Below are 15,129 nucleotides of genomic sequence, written 5' to 3'. Positions count from 1 at the left end.
TCATTCTCCTATCGTTTTGTATTTTGATAAAAAGCTTCAATTTGCGCTTCTTGTTTACTGATGCCTTTTTTCTCCAAGGAAGAAATGGTGTCCAACATTTTTCGGTAATCATTTGGCATAATCTTTTTAAATTGAGGAACAAAGGCATCAAAATCCATTCGTATTTTTTTAGCCAGTGGTGAGGATGTTGCTTGATAATGTTCTGTGATAATCTCTTTTAACTGTTTGATGTCATATGGTTCTGTGAGTGTTTCGATGCTGACCATTCCTTTGTTCACTTTGCGGTATAAATCATGATTGATGTCTAGGACATATGCAACGCCACCACTCATACCCGCTGCAAAGTTTTTTCCGGTTTTTCCTAAAATAACAGCAATGCCACCTGTCATATATTCACAACCATGATCTCCTACTCCTTCCACTACGGCAAGGGCACCGGAATTCCGGACACAGAACCGTTCGCCTGCGATCCCGTTGATAAATGCTTTGCCAGAGGTAGCGCCATAGAGGGCAACGTTGCCGATGATAATATTCTCTTCTGGTTGGAAACGACTTTCCTTTGGAGGAAAAACAACCAGTTTACCGCCGGACAACCCTTTTCCGAAATAGTCGTTACTATCGCCGGAGAGTACCATGGTAACCCCTTTTGGCAGGAAAGCGCCAAATGACTGGCCACCACCGCCATTACACAGGATGCGGAAGGTATCTTCTTGAAGGCTATTGCCAAACCGTTGGGTTACTTCAGATCCAAATCTTGTACCAACCGTCCTGTCGGTACTGGAAACATTGATTTCCACCTGACCCGGTTCCCCGCTGATCAGATTGTGGTGTAGTTTTGGAAGAATCACTTTTTCATCCACGGTTTTTTCCAGCTCAAAATTGTATGCGTCTTGTTTGTGGTAGCAGCAGGTTCCCTGATAGGGATGTGCTAATATGTTGGAAAGGTCTACTAATTTTCCACGGGGTGCGGAGGAGTTTTCCCTTTTTTTCAGTAAATCTGTTCTACCAACCAGGTCATTAATACAGCGGATACCTAGATGGGCCATAATTTCCCGAAGTTCTTCTGCGATAAAGCGCATGAAATTCACAACGTACTCTGGTTTACCAGAAAAACGCTTCCTGAGTTCTGGATTTTGAGTAGCGATACCGAATGGACAGGTATCCAGGTTACAAACACGCATCATCATACATCCCATAGTAACCAGTGGCGCAGTGGCAAAACCGAATTCTTCCGCACCGAGCATACAGGCGATTGCTACATCCCTGCCGCTCATGAGCTTGCCATCCGTTTCGATGCGCACTCTGGAGCGCAAACCATTTTTCATTAAAGTTTGATGAGCTTCCGAAAGTCCAAGTTCCCATGGCATTCCAGCATTGTGAATCGAATTTCGAGGGGCAGCTCCTGTGCCGCCGTCATATCCTGAAATAAGGACAACACTTGCGCCAGCTTTGGCAACCCCTGCGGCAATGGTTCCAACACCGGCTTCCGAAACCAGTTTTACTGAGATATCCGCATTGTGGTTTGCATTTTTTAAATCGTAAATCAGCTGCGCTAAATCTTCAATGGAATAAATATCATGGTGTGGAGGAGGGGAAATCAAGGATACACCAGGGGTGGAGTATCTGGTTTTTGCAATCCACGGATATACCTTTTTCCCTGGAAGGTGTCCACCTTCTCCAGGTTTTGCTCCTTGTGCCATTTTAATCTGAATCTCTTTCGCGGAAACCAGATATTCGCTGGTAACACCAAAACGGCCGGAAGCCACCTGTTTAATCGCACTGCAATACTCAGAGGAAAGGCGTTCTGGCAATTCCCCACCTTCACCGGAATTGGATTTACCACCTAATTGGTTCATAGCTGCTGCCAGACATTTGTGCGCTTCTTCTGAAATGGAGCCATAAGACATGGCACCGGTTTTAAACCGTTTCACAATACTGTCCACAGGTTCTACTTCTTCCAGAGGAATCCCTCCGTTTTCATCAAACACAAAATCAAGGAGCCCCCGCAAGGTATGTGGTCTTGTTTCATCGTCTACCATAGCAGTGTATTCTTTAAATTTTTTGAAATCTCCTGTTCTTGTTGCCTGCTGAAGCGCTACAATAATTTGCGGGGAATACAGATGGTCGTCTTTGTCTTTTCCGCTTCTTAGATTGTAGCTGCCGGAGGAATCCAAGGTGGTATCTACCCCTAATCCCAATGGGTCAAAAGCATGAGCATGGCGTACGTGGATGTCCTGGTCGATTTCTTCCAAGCCAATCCCTTCCACCCGGCTAACTGTATTAGTAAAGTATTCATCAATCACTGATTTTTTAATTCCGATTGCTTCAAAAATCTGAGCGGATTGGTAGGATTGCAAAGTGGAAATCCCCATTTTGGAGGCAATTTTTAGTACACCGCTTAGGATTGCTTGATTGTAATCTTCAATGGCAACATACAGGTCTTTATCCAGCATATTATTTTCAATCAGTTCACCAATTGCTTCGTGGGCAAGGTAAGGATTAATAGCAATTGCACCATAACCTAATAAAGTGGCAAAATGATGGACATCTCGTGGTTCCCCACTTTCTAAAATGATGGAAATAGCTGTCCGTTTTTTGGTTTTAATCAGATATTGTTCTACTGCAGATACTGCTAGCAGGGAAGGGATTGCCACATGGTTTTCATCTACCCCGCGATCGGAGAGGACAATGATATTAGCACCTTTTTTATAAGATTTGTCTATCTGCACAAACAAACGATCCAATGCCTTTTTTACTGGAGTATTTTTATAATATAGTAAGGAAACTATATCTGTTTTTAGTCCTGGCTGGTTTAGATTTTTAATTTTAAGCATATCGACACTGGTCAAAATAGGGTTGTTGATCTGTAATACCATACAGTTTTCCGGTTTTTCCTGTAAAAGGTTTCCGTCCGAACCAGCATATACGGTAGTGCTGGTAACAATATTTTCACGGATAGCATCAATTGGAGGATTGGTTACCTGGGCAAAGCTTTGTTTGAAATAGTTAAATAGAGGTTGATGTTTATCCGATAATACGGCAATTGGAATATCAATTCCCATGGAAGCTGTCTGCTCGTTTCCGTTTCGAGCCATAGGAAGGATAGCGGTTTTGAGGTCCTCATAGGTGTAACCAAATGCTTTATACAGTTTATCCCGTAATTTTTGTGGATGGATTTCTACTTTGTGGTTGGGGACTTTTAAAGCAGATAATTCCACAACATTTTGGTCGAGCCATTCTCCATATGGGTAGCGGCTAGCATATTTATTTTTGACTTCCTCATCGGTCAAGACAATGCCTTGTACAGTATCTACTACCAGCATTTTTCCAGGTTCCAAGCGGGATTTTTTGATGATTTTTTCGGATGGGAGTTCCAACACGCCAACCTCGGAAGCCAGAATCAAAGTATCATCATCTGTAATATAATACCGGGAAGGACGAAGACCGTTTCGGTCAAGGGTGGCTCCTACCAAATCCCCATCAGAGAATAGGATGGAAGCAGGACCGTCCCATGGTTCCATCATGGTAGCGTAATAACGGTAAAAATCTTTCTTATCACGGCTGATATCCTCTGTATCCCATGGCTCTGGAATGGTAACCATCATAGCAAGGGGCAGTTCCATGCCGCTCATAACTAAAAATTCAATGGTATTGTCCAAAATTGCGGAATCCGAACCACTGTCATCTACAACTGGTAAAATTTTATCCATATCTGCTTGGAGAACAGGGGAGAACATGGTTTCTTCTCTAGCAAGCATGCGGTCAATATTCCCACGGATGGTGTTGATTTCCCCATTGTGCAGCAAAAAGCGGTTTGGATGCGCCCTTTCCCAACTTGGATTTGTATTAGTAGAAAACCGGGAATGGACTAGAGCGATTGCAGAAGTGTATTGTTCATCTTGTAAATCAGTATAAAATTGTCGCAGCTGATTAACCAGAAACATTCCTTTATATACAATGGTACGGCTGGATAAAGAAGCGATATAGGTATTGCTGTCACTCTGCTCAAAGGTGCGGCGTACTACATATAATTTTCGGTCAAAGTCGATTCCGGTAGGGATATCTTTTGGCTTTAGAATAAAACACTGATAGATTTTTGGCATACAATCCAAAGCCTTTTTTCCTAAAATTTCTGGATGGATAGGTACTTCCCGCCAAAAGCCAAAGGTAAGGCCTTCTTTTTTTACGATGACCTCTAGCATTTTTTGGGCTTGGGTTCGCAATAACAGATCTTGTGGAAAAAAGAACATTCCAACACCGTATTCACGCTCTTTTCCTAAGAAACATCCTTTTTCCTGGGCAATTTTCTCAAAAAACGGATGGCAAATCTGCAACATGATACCAACGCCATCTCCTACTTCACCAGTAGCATCCTTTCCGGCACGATGCTCTAATTTTTCTACGATTTTTAACGCATCGTCTACTACTTGGTGGCTTTTATTTCCTTTGATATGGATGACTCCTCCAATGCCGCAGGCATCGTGTTCAAAACTTTCCTGGTACAGGCTATTTTGTACTTGTTCCATTATGATTCCTCCATCTTGATTTATTTGCCACTATCCCCATAGTTGGAGAGTACCCGGGCCGAAGGGTCCGCAACATCGCAGCCTTCCCATTTTTTGTTTGGCATCCAAAAACCTGGGATCATTTCCACTTGCCCTGGATAATATTGTTCAAAAAGATCCCGGTATAGAAGGGATTCTTTTGTAAAAGGCGTTGCATAGGTATATTTTTTACAACCTTTTTCAAAGCATTCATCACTATATTGTTCTTCTGCGTATGCTTTTAGGTCATCTACCATAGAATGTCCTACAGCATCGGAAAAAGCTGCTTTTTCCCTCATTAAAATAGAGTTTGGTAAAAAATCACCCTCAAAAGCATGGCGGAGCAAATATTTTCCTTTTCCGTATGTATTCATTTTTTTCTGAGGATCAATGCTCATCACGTATTGTACAAAATCCAAATCTCCAAACGGAACCCGTGCTTCCAAAGAGTTTACAGAGATACATCTATCCGCACGCAGCACATCATAACAATAGATTTCCCGAATACGCTTTTCTGATTCTTTTTGGAATTCCTGGGGATTTGGTGCAAAATCTGTATATTTATATCCAAACAATTCATCTGAGATTTCCCCAGTAAGCAATACACGGATGTCTGTTTGTTCATGGATTGCTTTACATACCAGATACATCCCAATACTAGCTCGGATAGTGGTGATATCATAAGTACCAAGTAAGGCTATTACTTCTGGTAGTGCATTAATAACATCCTCTTTTGTAATGATTACTTCATGATGGTTAGAACCGATAAAATCAGCTACTTCTTTGGCATATTTTAAATCAATAGCATCGGTATCCATTCCAATTGCGAACGTCTCGATTGGTTTTTGTAAAAGTTTTGCCGCTACCGAACAAACCAGGGAGGAATCTAAGCCACCGCTTAGCAAAAATCCCAATGGTGCATCTGAATCCAAACGTTTTTCAATCCCCGTGATTAATTTTTCACGGATATTCTTACAGATTGTTTCTAAATCATCGTTACAAAAACTATCTACTTTGGTAATATCGTGGTAACAGACGAATTGTTCTCCATCATAATAATATCCAGGTGGAAATGGGGTGATTTTATTACAGAGCCCTACCAGGTTTTTGGCTTCACTGGCAAAGAGCATGGCACCGTCTCCATCTTTTCCATAAAAAAGGGGACGGATCCCGATTGGATCCCTTGCGGCAAGATATTTTCTTTGTTTTCCATCATATAGGATAAGAGCGAACTCCGCATCTAACTTTTGGAACATCTCCACGCCATATTCTTGATAAAGGGGCAAGAGAATTTCACAGTCGGATTCACTTTGAAATTGATATCCTTTTTCCTCCAATTGTTTTTTCCATTTTCGAAAGCCATAGATTTCCCCGTTACAGACCAGATAATTCCCATCCCTGAAAAAAGGCTGCATGCCTTCTGGCTGGAGCCCCATAATTGCTAAACGATGGAACCCCAACAGGCCATTTCCTGTATTGATAATCCTGGTATCATCCGGACCACGGGAGATGGTTTTATCAAACCCTTTTTGGAATGTTGTAACCGGCATGCTTTTACCGCAATACCCCATAATGGAACACATATGTTTTACCTCATTTCTTTGTAAATATAACGGATAAGCAGATTCCCCCCGTAAAAACGAGGGGATTTTGTACTTTTTAATCTGCTATTTCAGTGGTTGGGGAAACTAAAATAACAGTATCATTGTTTGAAAAAGTTCAAAACACCATTGCTTTTCGTTGTTTTATTACCGGACACCAAATAATAAATCACCATAGTTTGGATATGGATATAATTTTCGGTCCATAACATTTTCAATTTCATCTGCAACGATACGAAGGTCGTTCATGGCCTGAAATACTTCAGTACGGTAATATTTTGCCTTTTCCAATTCGTCATATTCCCGATGAACCAATGCCATTAAACTTTCTTCCAATCCTTTTGTTTTTTGATACATACTTCCACATAAACCGGAGACTTTTTTAATCTGCTCTTCTTCATAACTGCAATCCACACCTGGCGCAGCCTCTTTTTTAGCAAGCAGTGTATCGCTGAGTTGTTTGGTATAAGCAGAAAACGCAGGGAGCAAATCTTTTTTTGCCATATCCAACATGGTAACCGCTTCGATATTTAAAGTTTTACTGTAATTATCCAGAATAATTTCGTACCTTGCATGGATTTCTGTTTCTGTGAGCACTTTATGTTCTGTTAAAAGTTTAATGTTTTTTTCGTTGATATAATAGGGAAGACAATCCGGAGTTGTTTTTAAATTGAGAAGGCCTCTTTTTTCAGCTTCTTGTACCCAAGATTCATCATAGCCGTTTCCATTAAAAATAATCCTTTTGTGTTTTTTAATAGTATCTTGGATTAAATCGTGTAGTGTTTCATTAAAATCTGTAGCATTTTCCAACACATCTGCAAATTGTCGTAAACTTTCCGCCACAGCAGTATTTAACATCATATTGGTACAAGCGATGGAGTCGCTGGAACCTAACATTCTAAACTCAAATTTATTTCCGGTAAATGCAAATGGGGAAGTACGGTTTCTATCAGTTGTATCTTTTGGAAAACGTGGCAGAATATGTACACCAACTTTCCATAGTTCTTTTTCTTTGGTACCATATTGTTCCCCTTTTTCGATGGAATCGAGGATATCTGTCAGTTCTGTACCCAAGAACATAGATACGATTGCTGGTGGCGCTTCATTGGCTCCCAAACGGTGATCATTTCCAGCGGAAGCAACCGAAATACGCAACAAATCCTGATAATCATCTACTGCTTTGATAACAGCACATAAAAACAGTAAAAATTGTGCGTTTTCATGTGGTGTATCCCCTGGTTCCAACAGGTTTTTTCCTGTATTAGTAGAAATGGACCAGTTATTGTGTTTTCCGGAACCATTGACCCCAGCGAATGGTTTTTCATGGAGCAAGCAAATCATACCGTGTTTTTTTGCGATGCGTTGCATTAATTCCATTGTCAACTGATTATGGTCAGTAGCGATATTGGTTGTAGTGAAAATTGGTGCCAATTCATGTTGTGCTGGCGCCACTTCGTTGTGTTCTGTTTTTGCTAGTACTCCCAGTTTCCACAAAGACTGGTTTAAATCATCCATAAATGCTGCGACCTTGCTTTTGATGGTGCCAAAATAATGGTCATCCAATTCCTGGCCTTTTGGAGGTTTTGCTCCAAACAGGGTTCTTCCTGTATAAATCAGGTCAGGACGTTTATCGTATAAATCTTTATCCACTAAAAAGTATTCTTGTTCTGGACCAACTGTGGTTTTTACTGAAGTGATATTCTGATCGCCAAAAAGTTTTAAAATCCGTACTGCCTGACGGTTGATTGCTTCCATGGAACGGAGAAGAGGTGTTTTTTTATCCAAAGCCTCGCCGCCATAAGAACAGAATGCGGTGGGGATACAGAGTGTTTTATCTTTAATAAACGCATAAGAGGTAGGGTCCCAGGCAGTATATCCCCGAGCTTCAAAGGTTGCGCGTAAACCGCCAGATGGGAAGGAAGAGGCGTCTGGTTCCCCTTGAATCAGTTCTTTACCGGAAAACTCTAAAATAACCCGTCCATCATTTGTAGGGGTGATGAAGCTATCGTGTTTTTCCGCAGTAATACCGGTCATTGGCTGAAACCAATGGGTAAAATGGGTAGCGCCTTTTTCTACTGCCCAGTCTTTCATTGCATTTGCCACAACATTGGCAACAGCATTGTCCAGATGTTTTCCTTCTTTCATTGTGCGTTGTAGCTGCCGGTATGTTTCCTTTGGAAGCCGTGCTTTCATGACAGAATCATTGAATACATCTGTACCAAAGACGTTTGTGATTGTGTTCATTATAACAACCTCTTTTCAAAATAAAATAAGCGGCAAAAACGGTAGAAAAATACTTTCTACGACGTCTTTGCCGCTTTGTATCAATAAAAAACGATGTTGGAATTATTTTACTGTGTATCCCCATTGATGCCAGTAAAAATTCATCATAATCTAGTTGGTTAGGGATAACTAGATTATTTACTATAAAAAAACAATGGTATAGCAGTAGCTTAAAATTACTGCGACACCATTGCCGTTTGTATGTGATATAGTATACACCCCACTTTAAGACTTGTCAACCTTTTTTTAAAAGTAAATATGGTTGGTATGACATGAAATTGCGGAGATAATCTTTTTCTCAGGCATATTTATGGCTTTTTTGCTGTATTTTATTTGTTCATCTATTAAGGAAATTATACCATTTCACAGTCTTGTTAAATAATTAATCTTTTTCTATTGACAAATAAAAATGGTAGCCATATAATAAAACTATAAATTAAATCATGAAGTGAGCAATGGCGTTCATAATATACAAAAATGAATTTTTCTTTTTTGTATATTGATGGACGCTTTTTACATATTTTTCAAAAATAGAATGTGTACTATCAAAAAGAACTTAATATCGCAATCAGGTTTAGTTTTGAAAATATAATTCATAGGCAATTTATCATATATAGATTTAAAGATATAAAAAATAATGTATGATTATGTAATTGATTACGCTTACCTTTTGTATTTAAAAATATAGAATCACAATATTACAGCACTATTAATAAATATTTGTAATAGGAAACTGGTTAGATATATTATATTTTAAAAATTACTGATAGAAAGGATGAAACAATATGTATTCTTACCATGAAGTTATGACATATTGCGAGGAAGAGGATGTTAAATTTATCCGTTTAGCATTTTGTGATTTAGCAGGAAACCAAAAGAATATTTCGATTATGCCTTCGGAGCTAAAACGCGCCTTTGAATATGGGATCTCGTTTGATGCTTCCGCCATCTATGGATTCGGTAATGAAGTAAAATCCGATTTATTTTTATTTCCTGACCCCTCAACTTTGTCTGTATTGCCATGGCGTCCAGCACAGGGAAGAGTGGTAAGGATGTACTGTGATATCCGTTATCCTGACGGAAAACCCTTCCGACGTGACAGCCGCTATTTACTAAAACAGGCAATTGCGGAAGCGGAAAAACGGAATATTTCCTGCTATTTTGGCGTTGAATTTGAGTTTTATTTGTTTATCACAGATGAGGAAGGAAATCCAACCAAAATTCCTTTTGACCAGGCTAGCTATATGGACATTGCTCCAGAGGATAAAGGGGAAAATATCCGTCGAGAAGTTTGCTTGACACTGGAAAGCATGGGGATACAGCCGGAGAGTTCCCATCATGAGGAAGGGCCTGGACAAAATGAAATTGATTTCCGCTATAGTGATGCGCTATCAGCAGCGGATAATGCGGTTACTTTTAAATCTGTAGTAAAAACCATTGCTATGCAAAATGGACTTTATGCCTCTTTTTCCCCAAAACCACTAAAAAACCAGAGCGGAAATGGAATGCACATCAATATTTCGATTAAAAGCCCTAATGGGAAAAAAGATTCCGATGCTTTTATGGCAGGAGTTTTAAAGTATATAAGAGAAATATCAGCTTATTTAAATCCAACAGAGGAATCTTATCTTCGCCTTGGAGAGAAAAAGGCACCCAAATACATTACCTGGTCTTCTGAAAATCGTTCCCAATTAATTCGCATTCCAGCGGCAAAAGGGGAATATGTACGGTTTGAATTGCGTTCCCCAGATCCTACTACAAATCCATATATTGCTTATGCATTATTGATTTATGCTGGATTAGATGGCATCCGAAAACAAATTCCACTATGTGAACCATTGGATCAAAATTTATTTATAGCAGACCAATCTGTTACAGATACTCTCGAAAAACTGCCTGCCAATTTAAAAGAAGCGATAGAACAAGCAAATCAAAGCAGTTTAATCCAACAATATATCCCTGATATCCTGGATTAGGATTGCCACAACAGATTTTTGTTCAGAAAAAAGAAGAAAGGAGACGCTCCATATGGTGCAAAACAAGGACCTTAACAGTGTATTGGTTGTTTCGTCAAGTAAAAAATTTTATCAGCAATTTATGGAGCTGTTACCAAAAAGTGAATTTTCACCATTATGTTCTGTCACAACTGTAGGGGAAGCAAAGCGTATATTGGTAGATCGTAGTTTTCGTATTGTAATTGTAAATACACCATTGTCAGATGATTTTGGCATCCATTTTGCAATTGAATTAGCGGAAAAACAAAATTGTGGTATTTTGATTTTTGTAAAATCGGAAATACAGGACGCCATCTGTCAACAGGTAGAAAATTACGGAATTTTAACACTGCCAAAACCGGTTAGCAAGCAAATGGTGTTTCAATCCATAAAGCTTTTGGTGGCAATGCAGCAAAAAATTAGAGCTTTAGAAACAAAGGCATCTAGTCTACAAAGCAAAATGGAGGATATTCGCCTTGTAAATCGGGCGAAATTATTGTTAATCGAACAGCTAAAAATGAGTGAATCAGAAGCTCATCGTTATATTGAAAAAAGGGCAATGGATACCTGCGTAAAGCGCAGAAAAGTTGCGGAAGATATTATTAAAACATATGAAAATTAGATGATACCAGTGAAGTAAAATATCTTTTTGAAAGGAATTAGTTTAGAATGAAATTTACAAAAATGCAGGGATTAGGGAATGACTATATCTATTTTAACTGTATGGAAAAGGAGATTGGACATCCTGAGGAACTCTCCATTCAATTATCCCAATACCATTTTGGTATAGGGGCAGATGGAATTGTTTTAATATTGCCTTCTGAAATTGCGGATTTTAGGATGCGTATGTTCAATGCTGATGGCAGCGAAGGAAAAATGTGCGGAAATGCAAGCCGATGCATAGGAAAATATGTATACGAACGTGGATTAACAGATAAAACCGAACTTACATTAGAAACATTAAGCGGTGTAAAACAGCTTCAGTTGCAGGTACAAGATAAGAAAGTAACTTCTGTATCCGTAAATATGGGAGAACCCAAAGTGCGGGATGTAAACGCAACATTGATTATTGATGGAGTTGAATACCAGTACACAGATGTTTCCGTGGGAAATCCTCATTGTGTTATTTTTTCCCATAATATTGACGAAATGGATCTAGAGACGCCAGGTAGAAAGATTGAAGTAAATGAAAAATTTCCAGAGCGGACCAACGTAGAATTTGTGGAATTGATAAACCGTAATTTCATAAAAATGAGAGTTTGGGAGCGGGGCAGTGGCGAAACCATGGCTTGTGGAACAGGAGCTTGTGCTAGTGTTGTCGCGGCAGTAGAAAACGGATTCTGTGACCAAGATGTAACTGTTTTATTAAAAGGTGGACCTCTCCATATTTCTTATGGTAAGGATTTAATTATGACTGGGCCAGCAGCTTTTGTATTTGACGGGGAAATCAATGAGGAGGATTTTTCATGACACAGATAAATAAAAATTACTTAAATTTAAAAGAGAGCTATTTATTCTTTGATATCGCAAAAAGGGTAAAGAATTATGAAAATGAACATCCAGGTAAAAAAATAATACGAATGGGAATTGGAGATGTTAGTTTGCCGCTTTGTCCAGCTGTTATTACAGAAATGCAGGAAGCGGTTGCGGAAATGGGAAAAGCGGAAACATTTCACGGCTATGGACCAGAACAGGGATATAGTTTCCTGAAAAAGCCAATTATGGAATACTATCAAACATTTGGTGTTTTTTTGGAAGAAGATGAAGTGTTTGTTTCTGATGGTGCCAAAAGTGACCTGGGAAATATATTGGACTTATTTTCAAAAGAGAATACTGTTTTAATACCGGACCCTGTTTATCCAGTATATGTGGATACCAATATTATGGATGGACGAAAGATTATCTATTTAAAAGCAGACCAGGATAATCATTTTTTGCCAATGCCTCAAGAAAATATACAAGGAGATATTATTTATTTATGTTCTCCAAATAATCCAACAGGAGCGGCTTATAGCAAAGCACAGTTAAAAGAATGGGTGGATTTTGCGTTATCCCACAATAGCTTGATTCTTTTTGACGCCGCTTATGAGGCGTTTATTTCGGACGATAGCCCCCATAGTATCTATGAAATTGAAGATGCAAAACAATGTGCTATCGAATTTTGTTCCTTTTCTAAAACCGCGGGGTTTACTGGTACCAGATGTGGATATACCATTGTCCCGATGGCTTTGCATTTTCAAGATGTTTCCATTAATCATCTTTGGTTAAGGCGCCAGACTACTAAATTTAATGGGGTGTCTTATGTGGTGCAACGGGCTGCAAAGGCTGTTTTTTCCGCAGAAGGACAAAGGCAGACAAAGAAAAATATCGAGTATTATAAACGCAATGCTAAACTTATGGCTGATACAATGGAACGTTTAAATATTTGGTATACGGGAGGAAAAAATTCTCCTTATGTATGGATTCGTTGCCCGCATCAGATGAGTTCTTGGGAATTTCTTGACTATCTTTTAGAAAAAATTCAAGTGGTTGGAACACCTGGAGAAGGTTTTGGAAAGAATGGAGCAGGGTATTTTCGTTTTTCTGCTTTTTCCAGTTATGAGGATACTATAGAAGCGATGGAACGTTTTTACAATCTTTTTCAATTAAATGAGTTGCCGGACTTAACGAAATGAAGCATAAAAGAAAAGGGATATTACAATAATATCCCTTTTCTTTTATTATGTGGCTTAATGAATACAGTTTTAGATCTGCAGACAAAGTTATGTCGTTCATGAATTGTTTACTTTTATTTAAATGGAATCGGTGCATTTTATAGAGAAATTTGTTACAATGAATAAAATAGAAATGAATTTTAAGGAAGGCAAGGATATATGAAGTTAAAAAAAGAAGACATTATTACAATTCCTAATTTTTTATCTGCTGCTCGGTTTTTGATGATTCCAATTTTTGTTGCATTGTATTTGACAGCAGAAAATTCTACTCAAATACGTTGGGCTGGGTGTGTACTGATTCTTTCTGGGATTACAGATTTTTTGGATGGCTTTATTGCAAGGACATTCCATCAGATTAGTGAACTGGGAAAAGCAATGGATCCAATTGCAGATAAATTGACTCAAGCTGCGGTAATCTTTTGTTTTGTGTTCCGATATCCAGAGATTATATGGCTGGTAATTTTATTCGTTGTAAAAGAATTATTTATGGGAATTAACGGATTGATTTTAATCCAGTATGGAAAAAAACTTGGCGGTGCAAAATGGTATGGTAAATTATCTACTGCGGTATTTGATGTTGTAGTTGTAATACTGTTGATTTTCCCAGATTTAGATTATCGTATTATTATGGGGCTATTTTGGACCACAGGATTTTTCTTAGCTTTATCTTTTATTTTATATATTCCGGTTTTTGTAAAAATGTACCAAGAAGTAAAACAAGAACAAAAGTAAACCATATAAATGAACCAGGTCCTATCTTAATTGATAGGGCCTGGTTCATTATTAGATATACATTAAGCAATTTGATCACGGTACTGTTTTGGTGTAATTTGAAAAACATTTTTAAAAGCACGCTCAAAACTACGTCGGTCGCTATAACCCAGGGTAGCGGCAATGGTCTCTGTAGAAAAATCTGAATTTGCCAACATTTCTTTTGCTTTATTTAATTTCATTTTATTTACCGTTTCCGCAAACCCATGTCCAGTTTGTTTGGAAATAAATCTGGAAATGTAGTTGGCAGAATAATGAAATTTATCAGATAACTCAGTTAATGTAACCGTCATAAAATGAGAATTAATATAACTTAATAAATCTAAAATATTTAAAACTTTCGTATTACTCTGTATTACTTTATTTTTTTGGTATAGTGAAGATAGCTCTAACAGAAAACCGCTTAAAACCGCCTTCATCATAGATTGCCAGTTCGGTTCTTGAGTCAAATAGGTAGATAACAACTTATAGAGGAAAAATAATAGATCGCAATCCTCTTCTAATTGGCATGAAATATATTTTGGTTGAGCAACTGGACTATAGATAGAATTGACAAAGAACTGATACAACAGATCATCTGTATCCAGCATGTTAATCAAACTATCCATAAAGGTGGACTTTCGCACTAAAATATTAACAAGATTTGTTGTTTCGTCATCTAATACAACGTTATGGGCAAGTTGTGTATTTAAAATCCAGATTGCCCCTGGCTGTAAAATAAATTCAGATTCATCTACATAGATATGACAGGTTCCGGAATGCAGATAATAAAACTCAAAAAATTCGTGAGTATGCTGGTGTAATTTTGCTTTTTTACAGCGTTCTTTTAAAGGAGTTTTTGTCGTATTCCAGGGAAAAAACTGTTCCGTTAAAAAGTCTAAATAAATCGTAATATTTTCATCATCATCAAAGAAGTTGTTTTCTTTTCGGATAGATATAGAGGGTTTATTGGGATCCAGTTGGACAGATTGTTTCTGTTTAGAGTTATTAATTATGCGTTCTTTAAATTTTACCATATGTATAGGATTTTTTCTAATATCCCGTACAATAACATCCAGTTTTTTTATTAATTTATTTTCCATGATTTTCCCTTTCCTTCCTGTGTTTATCATAACAATAGTTAAAAAAATTGTCAATATATCATTTTTAATCTTAAAATTGAGTAAATAAAAAAAGTATAATATCCATAAAAATGATACAATTTATATTACAAGAGTGTGAA

The 15,129-nt window shown here is 38.1% G+C and carries 9 protein-coding genes; 5 read left to right on the top strand and 4 right to left on the bottom strand.

Features of this window, described 5'->3' with window-relative positions:
• Window positions 1-8 precede the first annotated feature (8 nt).
• The 3 genes from gltB to H8Z77_RS06340 form a co-directional block, all read right to left on the bottom strand.
• On the bottom strand, window positions 9-4,526 hold the full coding sequence (gene gltB, locus H8Z77_RS06350; RefSeq protein WP_186996515.1) for a glutamate synthase large subunit: 4,518 nt from the start codon (window positions 4,524-4,526) through the stop codon (window positions 9-11).
• Between the two features lie 20 nt (window positions 4,527-4,546).
• A complete protein-coding gene (asnB, locus tag H8Z77_RS06345) occupies window positions 4,547-6,127 on the bottom strand; it encodes an asparagine synthase B (protein ID WP_069986776.1) in 1,581 nt (526 codons plus the stop codon).
• Window positions 6,128-6,292: 165 nt separating this feature from the next.
• The gene (locus H8Z77_RS06340; protein WP_186996514.1) at window positions 6,293-8,389 is read right to left on the bottom strand and encodes a glutamine synthetase III family protein; all 2,097 of its coding nucleotides are present in this window, start codon (window positions 8,387-8,389) and stop codon (window positions 6,293-6,295) included.
• A gap of 824 nt (window positions 8,390-9,213) precedes the next feature.
• On the opposite strand from H8Z77_RS06340, the gene H8Z77_RS06335 reads away from it, so the two are divergent.
• The 5 genes from H8Z77_RS06335 to H8Z77_RS06315 all read left to right on the top strand — a co-directional run bounded on the left by H8Z77_RS06335 (window position 9,214) and on the right by H8Z77_RS06315 (window position 13,868).
• Window positions 9,214-10,404 (top strand): glutamine synthetase family protein, encoded by a 1,191-nt coding sequence (locus H8Z77_RS06335; RefSeq protein ID WP_069986783.1) that lies wholly within the window; start codon window positions 9,214-9,216, stop codon window positions 10,402-10,404.
• Between the two features lie 52 nt (window positions 10,405-10,456).
• On the top strand, window positions 10,457-11,044 hold the full coding sequence (locus H8Z77_RS06330) for an ANTAR domain-containing response regulator (RefSeq protein ID WP_069986785.1): 588 nt from the start codon (window positions 10,457-10,459) through the stop codon (window positions 11,042-11,044).
• A 47-nt stretch (window positions 11,045-11,091) separates the two neighbouring features.
• Entirely contained in the window at window positions 11,092-11,892 is an 801-nt protein-coding gene (dapF, locus tag H8Z77_RS06325; RefSeq protein ID WP_069986787.1) for a diaminopimelate epimerase, read from the top strand.
• Window positions 11,889-13,097: an LL-diaminopimelate aminotransferase gene (locus tag H8Z77_RS06320; protein WP_186996513.1), complete on the top strand. Its 1,209-nt coding sequence runs from the start codon at window positions 11,889-11,891 to the stop codon at window positions 13,095-13,097. Before dapF ends, H8Z77_RS06320 begins: the two co-directional genes overlap by 4 nt.
• Before the next feature lie 198 nt (window positions 13,098-13,295).
• Window positions 13,296-13,868 (top strand): CDP-alcohol phosphatidyltransferase family protein, encoded by a 573-nt coding sequence (locus tag H8Z77_RS06315; protein ID WP_069986789.1) that lies wholly within the window; start codon window positions 13,296-13,298, stop codon window positions 13,866-13,868.
• 62 nt (window positions 13,869-13,930) lie between these two features.
• On the opposite strand, the gene H8Z77_RS06310 is transcribed toward H8Z77_RS06315, so the two are convergent.
• Window positions 13,931-14,989, bottom strand: a complete 1,059-nt coding sequence (locus tag H8Z77_RS06310) for an AraC family transcriptional regulator (protein ID WP_069986790.1) — start codon at window positions 14,987-14,989, stop codon at window positions 13,931-13,933.
• Between the last annotated feature and the right edge of the window lie 140 nt (window positions 14,990-15,129).

Source organism: Clostridium facile, from assembly GCF_014297275.1.
Classification (GTDB): domain Bacteria; phylum Bacillota; class Clostridia; order Oscillospirales; family Ruminococcaceae; genus Massilioclostridium; species Massilioclostridium facile.
This window is presented reverse-complemented; position numbering and strand designations above follow the sequence as displayed.

Excerpts from the sequence above, each read along its gene's own strand:
- gltB (WP_186996515.1), bottom strand. The coding sequence starts at position 4,526 with ATGGAACAAGTACAAAATAGCCTGTACCAGGAAAGTTTTGAACACGAT.
- asnB (WP_069986776.1), bottom strand. The coding sequence starts at position 6,127 with ATGTGTTCCATTATGGGGTATTGCGGTAAAAGCATGCCGGTTACAACA.
- H8Z77_RS06340 (WP_186996514.1), bottom strand. The coding sequence starts at position 8,389 with ATGAACACAATCACAAACGTCTTTGGTACAGATGTATTCAATGATTCT.
- H8Z77_RS06335 (WP_069986783.1), top strand. The coding sequence starts at position 9,214 with ATGTATTCTTACCATGAAGTTATGACATATTGCGAGGAAGAGGATGTT.
- H8Z77_RS06330 (WP_069986785.1), top strand. The coding sequence starts at position 10,457 with ATGGTGCAAAACAAGGACCTTAACAGTGTATTGGTTGTTTCGTCAAGT.
- dapF (WP_069986787.1), top strand. The coding sequence starts at position 11,092 with ATGAAATTTACAAAAATGCAGGGATTAGGGAATGACTATATCTATTTT.
- H8Z77_RS06320 (WP_186996513.1), top strand. The coding sequence starts at position 11,889 with ATGACACAGATAAATAAAAATTACTTAAATTTAAAAGAGAGCTATTTA.
- H8Z77_RS06315 (WP_069986789.1), top strand. The coding sequence starts at position 13,296 with ATGAAGTTAAAAAAAGAAGACATTATTACAATTCCTAATTTTTTATCT.
- H8Z77_RS06310 (WP_069986790.1), bottom strand. The coding sequence starts at position 14,989 with ATGGAAAATAAATTAATAAAAAAACTGGATGTTATTGTACGGGATATT.